This is a genomic window from uncultured Psychrobacter sp. (genome assembly GCF_947495825.1).
Classification (GTDB): domain Bacteria; phylum Pseudomonadota; class Gammaproteobacteria; order Pseudomonadales; family Moraxellaceae; genus Psychrobacter.
In genome coordinates this window covers 1-715 of the sequence record NZ_CANMAH010000025.1, presented here as the reverse complement: position 1 = coordinate 715, position 715 = coordinate 1, and the positions used below count along the sequence as shown (strand labels likewise).

Genomic DNA, 715 nt, shown 5'->3' with positions numbered 1-715 from the left:
GGGGCTGTAGTAGATAAGCACTATGCTAGACTACTTTTATGAAGATAACCCGTTGTAAACTAAGTAAAAAAGTACAGCGAAGGCTGTTAGAGTTTTTTACAGCTGAAGTGACTGCTAGAACAGCCGCAGATTTGCTCAATATTCAGCCTAACACTGCTGCACTTTTTTATCATAAAATAAGACTTGTGATAGATTACCATCTCTCATTAGAAGCTGATGAGCTTTTTGATGGTGAAGTCGAATTAGATGAAAGTTACTTTGGCGGTGTACGCAAAGGTAAAAGAGGTCGCGGGGCTGCTGGTAAAACCGCTGTATTTGGTATTCTAAAACGAAACGGTAAGGTTTATACCATTGTCGTAGCAGACACCAAACAGACTACTCTAATGCCTGTTATTAAGCGTAAAATCAAGCCTGACAGCTTTGTTTATACGGATAGCTATCGAAGTTACAATGCATTAGATGTGAGTGAGTTTAAACATTTCAGAGTCAATCATTCTAAAGAGTTTACTTGCGGTAAAAACAATCACATCAATGGCATTGAGAACTTTTGGAACCAGTCTAAACGAACTCTAAGAAAGTATAATGGGATCGATAAGAAGAACTTCCATTTGTTTTTAAAAGAGTGCGAGTTTAGATTTAACTATGGCTCACCATCTAATCAGCTGAAAACCTTGAGAAAATGGTGTGATATTTAATCCTTATCTACTACAGCCCC

The 715-nt window shown here is 37.8% G+C and carries 1 protein-coding gene; it reads left to right on the top strand.

Translation table 11 applies throughout. From position 1 onward, the window contains the following. Positions 1–38: 38 nt before the first annotated feature. Complete coding sequence (locus Q0895_RS13395; RefSeq protein ID WP_299189790.1) at positions 39–695, top strand: IS1595 family transposase; 657 nt, start codon at positions 39–41, stop codon at positions 693–695. Positions 696–715 lie beyond the last annotated feature (20 nt).